8 protein-coding genes are annotated in these 6,808 nt (G+C 33.6%); 1 reads left to right on the forward strand and 7 read right to left on the reverse strand.

Annotated features, from left to right (window positions below; all coding sequences use genetic code 11):
* Positions 1–3: 3 nt before the first annotated feature.
* From K6119_RS19385 to mnmC2, 6 genes are all read right to left on the reverse strand, one after another.
* Positions 4–894, reverse strand: coding sequence for a hypothetical protein (locus tag K6119_RS19385; protein ID WP_221834620.1), 891 nt, complete (start codon positions 892–894; stop codon positions 4–6).
* A gap of 41 nt (positions 895–935) precedes the next feature.
* Positions 936–1,841 carry a 4-hydroxy-tetrahydrodipicolinate synthase gene (gene dapA / locus K6119_RS19390; protein WP_336246100.1) on the reverse strand — a complete coding sequence of 302 codons (906 nt, stop codon included), beginning with the start codon at positions 1,839–1,841 and terminating at the stop codon, positions 936–938.
* Positions 1,831–2,331 (reverse strand): DUF6913 domain-containing protein, encoded by a 501-nt coding sequence (locus K6119_RS19395; RefSeq protein WP_221834619.1) that lies wholly within the window; start codon positions 2,329–2,331, stop codon positions 1,831–1,833. The genes dapA and K6119_RS19395 overlap by 11 nt, the downstream gene beginning before the upstream one ends.
* Before the next feature lies 1 nt (position 2,332).
* Positions 2,333–4,342 carry an NAD-dependent DNA ligase LigA gene (gene ligA, locus K6119_RS19400; protein WP_221834618.1) on the reverse strand — a complete coding sequence of 670 codons (2,010 nt, stop codon included), beginning with the start codon at positions 4,340–4,342 and terminating at the stop codon, positions 2,333–2,335.
* A gap of 2 nt (positions 4,343–4,344) precedes the next feature.
* Positions 4,345–5,154, reverse strand: coding sequence for a TerC family protein (locus K6119_RS19405; RefSeq protein WP_237828062.1), 810 nt, complete (start codon positions 5,152–5,154; stop codon positions 4,345–4,347).
* A 130-nt stretch (positions 5,155–5,284) separates the two neighbouring features.
* Positions 5,285–5,956, reverse strand: a complete 672-nt coding sequence (gene mnmC2, locus K6119_RS19410; protein ID WP_221834616.1) for a tRNA (5-methylaminomethyl-2-thiouridine)(34)-methyltransferase MnmC2 — start codon at positions 5,954–5,956, stop codon at positions 5,285–5,287.
* 36 nt (positions 5,957–5,992) lie between these two features.
* Between mnmC2 and K6119_RS19415 the strand changes: the two genes are divergently transcribed.
* On the forward strand, positions 5,993–6,283 hold the full coding sequence (locus K6119_RS19415; RefSeq protein WP_221834615.1) for a hypothetical protein: 291 nt from the start codon (positions 5,993–5,995) through the stop codon (positions 6,281–6,283).
* On the opposite strand, the gene K6119_RS19420 is transcribed toward K6119_RS19415, so the two are convergent.
* On the reverse strand, positions 6,280–6,690 hold the full coding sequence (locus tag K6119_RS19420) for an acyl-CoA thioesterase (RefSeq protein ID WP_221834614.1): 411 nt from the start codon (positions 6,688–6,690) through the stop codon (positions 6,280–6,282). The two genes, K6119_RS19415 and K6119_RS19420, sit on opposite strands and share 4 nt — an antisense overlap.
* Positions 6,691–6,808 lie beyond the last annotated feature (118 nt).

The following is a 6,808-nucleotide window of genomic DNA, read 5'->3' on the forward strand; positions in this document are numbered from 1 at the left end:
AGTTTAATTAATAATGTTCTCTCTCAATTCAGTTACTTTCGCTGTTATATCTTTTAATGCTTGCTCATTCATTGTATAAGCACCACCTCCAGAAATAACTAACTTACCATCATTATTATCAACGTTCGTACCAGACTCTTCAAATCCCATGCTAGCCTCGAATACATCCTGTAATGATATAAGGTCATTTACCATATTACTTACACCTTCATCATCACCATAAGTTGATACAAACTCCATTAAATTTTCAAGTACCAATTTCTGATCACCAATCTTTTCAATAATTGGATCATTTTCTTTGTATCCGTCTACCAAGTTACAGATGATATACAAACTCTCAATGTATCCACCTCCCATGATAAGTGATAATTCAGCACCTTTGCCATTTTCTTCTAAATACAAATAGCTATCGTAATAAGTCTCATTTGAAATAGCGAAAAGCGTATCAGTATCACCTTCGTTATTTTCAATACGATCCATTAACTCTTCATCAAAAGCACCTTCGATACCTAGTTCTTCACCCATTTCTTCAATAAGCTTCATGTATCTTAGGAACTCAGTTCCTACACCAAAACAAGACATATAAGCTAAATCCGCAGAATAAACACCAAATGCAAGTGCTTTTTCGCTTGTTTCAACATAATTGTCTTTGTTATCTAGTGAATTGACTAATCCAACTTTTTCTTCCCCTCCTTGAAGTTTAATGATTTCAAACAGTTCGTTAGGAGTAGGAACAGCATACTCAACCTCAAGTTGATTATCTGTATCAACAGTAGCGTTAGTGTCAATGTCTATTTCATTGATCAATTCATCCCCTTCGTTGCCGCCACAGCTGCCTAAAAATAAGGTGGCACTCAATGCCAAAATTCCTATCTTAAATTTTTTATTTTTCATTAATTTTCGGTTAGTCGAGTCAAGCAAATATAGTATTTTATTTAGTTCTGATACGGGAACTTAGAATAAATGTTTCTTGTAAGTTCTTGAATGTGATTTTTTAACTTATCACTCACGTTTACAAGCGGTAGTCTTAAATGCGACTCAATAATATTTAATTCTGCTAATGCTTCTTTAATTCCGCCGGGATTTCCTTCTTGAAATAGAGGCGAAATAATAGGTAGAACACCATAGTGATACTTGCGTGCTTTTTCCATGTCATTTTTCATAGCAGCATTTACCATTTGAGAGAATTGATTAGGAAAAGCATTTCCAACTACTGAAATAACCCCATCACCGCCTGCTGCTAATATTGGTAAAGTAATTGCGTCATCTCCTGAAATGACTAAGAAATTATCAGGCTTATTTTGGATAATATCCATGATTTGTTCCATGTTTCCTGATGCCTCTTTTACAGCAATCATATTGCTAAAATCTTTGGCTAATCGCAAAGTTGTTTCTGCTGTTATATTAGAAGCTGTTCTGCCCGGAACGTTATAAATGATTACTGGAAGTGTTGTAGCTCCAGCTATACTCTTATAATGGGCATATATTCCTTCTTGAGTTGGTTTATTGTAGTAAGGTGAAGCAGATAAAATTCCATCTACCTTAGTTAGATTAAATGATAACAAATCATTTACAACGGCAGCCGTATTATTTCCACCAATTCCAAACACAACAGGAACGCGTGCATTATTCACTTTGCACACTGTATCTAATACCTGTTGCTTTTCTTCTTTAGATAAAACCGGTGATTCACCTGTAGTTCCTTGTACTACCAAATAATCTACACCTCCTTTGATCATGAATTCTGTTAGTTTTTCTAAGCCTTCAAAATCTACATCTCCATTTTCTTTGAAAGGAGTTACCATGGCTACTCCTAAACCTTTAAACTTGCTAATTTGCATTGATCGTAAAAATTTTTAGTTGATCATATATTTTCTCTATCTGTTGGATTTTAGATCCCTCTAATTGAATCAATAAATCATACATTGAAGATTTTTCAGTGTACATCTGTCCAACCTTAAGTGTAGCATTGATTCTTGAGACAAAATAATCCAGCAAACCCTCTTCAGCCGACAAATCTACTAGTAAATCTATCTGCATAGATTCAAGATTTTTTAATTTATCATTTTTTAACACTCCTGTTAAATTAAAATCAGATTTGTTAACTGTGTAATAGAATCCCTTAGAGTTATCTTCTTTAATATCTCTTGTGAATAAGTGATAAACACTAGCCGAAGGAAATAATTCTTCTACTTTTCTTTTAAGTGTGTTATCTTCTTTTTCAGTAACAATCAATACCGACTTAATTTTGTCAGGTTCCATCAAAACAACATGTCTGCTGACCGGTGAATTCATCTTCTTTTTTAAGAAGTTGTTTCTGATCTGATTCATATCAATTTTCTATCATGGTTAAAAAATCATCTTCTGAGATAATTTTTACTCCTAGTTTCTGTGCTTTATCCAATTTAGCAGGTCCCATATTTTCTCCTGCTACTAAATAATTCGTTTTGGCTGAAATGGAACCGGTATTTTTGCCTCCATTTTTTTCAATCAGCTCTTTTAGCTCATTTCTACTCACTTTTTCAAATACTCCACTTATTACAAAGGTTTGCCCTTTAAGCGTGTTTGAAGCATTTTCAACTACTTCAATTTCAAAGTGAATACCAACATTTTTCAATCTTTCAATAATGATTCTATTTTTCTCTTCTTGAAAAAATGATTGAATGGCTATGGCTATTTTCTCACCAATTTCATTGACTGCAATTAATTCATCAAATGTTGCAGCAGCTAATTGATCAATATTTTTAAAGTGTCTTGCTAATTTTTTAGCTACAGTTTCGCCGACGTGCCTTATACCTAATGCAAATAATACTTTTTCAAAAGGTGTTGCCAAAGATGCTTCAATGCTGGCCATTGCATTATTAGCTGACTTATCCGCCATTCTTTCTAAAGAAACTATTTGACTAAAAGTTAAGTCGTACAAATCGGCATAGTTTTCAATTAAATGACTGTTATATAAGGCGTCTATTGTTTCTGGTCCCAAACCATCAATGTTCATGGCCTTTCTACTAATGAAATGCTCAATTCTTCCTTTAATTTGAGGTGGGCAACCTATTTCATTTGGGCAAAAATGCTGAGCTTCTCCTTCTTTTCGTATCAATTCAGTACCACATTCAGGGCAATGTGAAATAAATTCTACCACTCCGTCTGCCTTAGACCTAAAGGACATATCTACTCCCACTATCTTAGGGATAATTTCTCCTCCTTTTTCAACATAAACCTGGTCTCCAATATGTAAGTCAAGCTTTTCAATTTGATCTTGATTATGAAGTGAAGCTCTCTTCACTGTTGTTCCTGCTAACAAAACGGGTTCAAGATTGGCTACCGGCGTGATAGCTCCCGTCCTCCCAACTTGATAGGTTACTTCATTTAATCTTGTGCTTACCTGTTCTGCCTTAAATTTGTAAGCAATGGCCCATCTTGGACTTTTGGCTGTGAAGCCTAGTTGTTCTTGTTGATCATAATTATCAACCTTAATAACAACTCCGTCAATCTCAAAAGGAAGTTGAAATCTGTTTTTATCCCAATAACTGATAAAATCCATTATTTCTTCAATGGTTTTACAGTTTTCAATCATTCTTTTGTTGCTATCAGGAATTTTAAATCCCCATTCTCCAGCGGTTTTGACTGCTTCACTATGACTTGTAAAGTTTAAGTCATAACCATATACTCCGTATAAGTAGCAGTCTAATCCTCTTTCGGCAACAATTTTACTGTCTTGGGATTTAAGTGTTCCACTGGCTGTGTTTCTGGGATTTGCATATAACTCTTCTCCGGCTTCTGCTCTCAACTTATTTAGTTTGCTGAAGTTTTCAAGTGGGAAAAATATTTCACCTCTTATTTCAAATTCAGCAGGTGTTTCAGTGTGCAGTGTAAGCGGAACAGTTTTGATGGTTTTGACATTGGTAGTTACATCTTCTCCTTGAGTTCCGTCACCACGGGTCACTGCTCTTTCCAATTCGCCATTTTTGTATCTTATTCCTATTGCTACACCATCATATTTAAGTTCGCAGACGTATGTAATTTCTTCTTCTGATAGTTTCTTAATTCTAACAACCCAATCTTTTATCTCATCTTCACTGTAGGTGTTAGATAAAGAAAGCATAGGAAATTCATGTGTGACAGATTCAAATTTTTTTGTGATATCTCCACCAACTCTTTTTGTAGGGCTATTGGCTGAAGCGAATTGAGGATAGTCATGTTCAAGTTGTTCCAATTCCTTGAGCATTTGGTCAAATTCAAAATCTGAAATTACAGGTGCGCTTTTGACATAATAAGCGTTGTTGTGAAAGTTTATTTCTTTCACCAATTTGTCAATTCTATTTTTTATATCCTCACTCATTTTTAATCAACGAACTTAGATTCATTTTTGTCCATTTTATCTCTTTTTTCTTCAGCTTGTTCAATGCGGATAATTTTTTTCTGATATCTGCTTTGGACAATATCAACCAATACAAGGACGATAATAACAAAGTAGAATGTTGTTTTATTCATAGGAACAATATGGTGTCCATATACTACAATGTTTGCAAGATGTCCTCCTTCTGTTAAAAGCATTATTCCTACAATGAATAATACAAAAAGGCCAAGTACCTCAAACATTCTGTTTTTCTCTAAAAATCGGGCTACTTTATTAGCTAACAATATCATTAGTAATCCACTTCCTATGATAGCTATTGACATTAAAATCAATTCTGTAGTATCATTGTGAATAGTGCTTGTTAATGCCATTGCGCTAAGAATAGAATCAAATGAAAACACCAAATTCATTACAACAATCATAGCGATAACAGATGAGGTGCTTTTCTTTTTGTCTTTGTCTGCTTTGTCTTCATCAAGGGTTTCGTGCGATATCATATGCCAAATTTCTTTCATGGCTGTGTATATGATAAATCCTCCACCAAATAGAACAATTAAACTATGTCCATTAAAACTTGATGTAATATTCTTTCCTAAGTTGATGGCAAACAATTCGTCTTGAAAAAGGGTAATTAGTTTCATTAATAAGAATAACAATCCAATTCTCAGTACAATTGCTAAAGAAATTCCTATTACTCTAACTCTGTTTCTTTTTTCAGGTTCAACTTTTTTAGATTCAAGAGAGATGTAAAGGAGGTTGTCAAATCCCAGTACTGCCTGTAATAGGATTAACATTAATAAAGTGCCAAGGTTACTAAGGGTGAAAACGTCTGCCATAAGGTCAAATGTATAGATTGTTTTTCGCTAAAGTAGCTAGTTTTTTTATTCGACCCGGACACAGTTATTAAAAGTAATTAACGATTAATTAAACAGCTTTTATAGCTCTGGTCATTTCTCTTTTTCCGGGAGGTCCCGGGATGCTTTCTACTTCGAACCCTAATTCTTTTAAGTTCCTTTTAAATTGTCCTTGCGCGCAATAAGTAACTAAAACTCCGTCCTTTTTCATAGAGTTATAAATGATTGTTAATACAGGTATTTCCCATAATTCGCTTTGAACTTTTGGGCCAAACGCATCATAATAGATAAGGTCAAAAAAATCATTCTCTAGTTGGATGTCCTGTATTTTGGAGATGTATTTTTGAAAGCTGAAATTTCCAAATTTAATCGGCTTTGAATTTGTTTCTGTTTGGTGTGATGATTTAAAAAAATCGAATTGCTGTTCATTTAAATTGAGCAACTCTTGATAATTTAACTGATCTACCATTTCCCATTTTAAAGGGTATGCTTCTATTGTGTGATAATCTACAGTAATTTGGTTTTGTTCAGATACAAGAGCGGTAAGTATTGCGTTTAAACCTGTGCCAAAACCCATTTCAAAAATCTTCAGGTCTTTTTTATTGGCATGCATTAAACCTTCTTTAATAAAGACGTGTTGAGATTCTGTAATAGCTCCTTTAGTTGAATGATATGTTTCATTCAATTCAGGAATTAACAAAGTTTTAGAATTGTCATCAGTTACAATAATTTTGCTCTCCATTAGTTTTAGTATCTTTGGACTTTAAATTACAAAACTATGATGCGTCCGGCATTTATACTAGCAACTTTCTCATTGTTTTTATTTGGATCTTGTGAAAAGTGCAAACGTTGTTCTTATACTTACACAGAAACCGTAATTATTCAAGGGGTAAACGGAGAAGAAGAGCAAGTGACTGAAAAAACTGGAGTTTTAGAAGGGCCAGAAGGAGATTTATTCAATGAGGAGTGTATTAAAAAGGACGAAAGTTTTACCATTGAGCAGTGGTATCAGGGAAAAGCAGATACTACAATGCTTGATAATTTCGATTTTATCTGTGAGGATGTTTAATCCTGATCCAATTCTTTAATTTTCTTAATGACATCTTCAGGAGCTTGAATGGGCTTCATTGTTTTTGATGAAATAAAAACAAGTTTGGTATAAGCTGTTGTTAATAGTTCATTCTCTTCATTAAAAATTTGGTATTCAAATTCGATTTTAGCAGAAGGAATTTTTAATAATTTGGTTTGGATAGAGATGAGGTCATCATACTTTGCAGCCTTATGATATTTAACATTGAGTTCAAGTACAGGTAACATGATACCACGCTCTTCAAGTGATCTATATGAGACTCCTAAAGCTCTTAAAGTTTCTACCCTTCCTATCTCAAAAAATTGTGCATAATTTCCATAATAACAGTAACCCATTTGGTCAGTTTCGCTATATCTGATGCGTATTTGTGTTGTATTTAAGAACATTTTAGTATATTGGAAAGATGTCGTGTAAAATGAGCTTGAAAATAGAATTTATTTCATTCAATCAAAATAAAATGCGAACAATTTTTGATAAAAAAAGGGAAGTAAAAAATTTTTAAAA

This window comes from Paracrocinitomix mangrovi, from assembly GCF_019740355.2.
In the GTDB taxonomy this organism is placed as follows: Bacteria; Bacteroidota; Bacteroidia; order Flavobacteriales_D; family Crocinitomicaceae; genus Paracrocinitomix; species Paracrocinitomix mangrovi.